The sequence below is a fragment of the Mesorhizobium sp. M2E.F.Ca.ET.209.01.1.1 genome (assembly GCF_004010375.2).
In the GTDB taxonomy this organism is placed as follows: domain Bacteria; phylum Pseudomonadota; class Alphaproteobacteria; order Rhizobiales; family Rhizobiaceae; genus Mesorhizobium.
Window position 1 is genome coordinate 1 of record NZ_SADP02000199.1, and the last position, 438, is coordinate 438.

General features: G+C 66.2%; 1 protein-coding gene. It reads left to right on the top strand.

What is annotated here, in order from left to right:
• Positions 1–438: sigma-54 factor interaction domain-containing protein (locus EN852_RS35270; protein ID WP_135879633.1), on the top strand; the 438-nt coding region annotated here is incomplete at both ends.

Sequence of the window (438 nt, forward strand, 5' to 3'; positions counted from 1 at the left end):
ACCACCGTGCTGGTGCTGGGTGAATCCGGTACCGGCAAGGAAGTGGTGTCACGCGCGATCCACCAGCGCTCGCCGCGCCGCGATGGCCCGTTCGTGGCAATCAACTGCGGCGCCATTCCGGCCGACCTGCTGGAAAGCGAACTGTTCGGCCACGAAAAGGGTGCCTTCACTGGCGCACTGACCGCGCGCAAGGGCCGTTTCGAAATGGCCGAGGGCGGCACGCTGCTGCTCGACGAAATCGGCGACATGAGCCTGCCGATGCAGGTGAAGCTGCTGCGCGCGATCCAGGAGAAGTCGGTGCGCGCGGTGGGCGCTGCCACCGAAGAACCGGTGGACGTGCGCATCCTCTCGGCCACCCACAAGGACCTGGCCGAACTGGTCGAGGACGGGCGCTTCCGCCACGACCTCTACTACCGCATCAACGTGATCGAGCTGAGG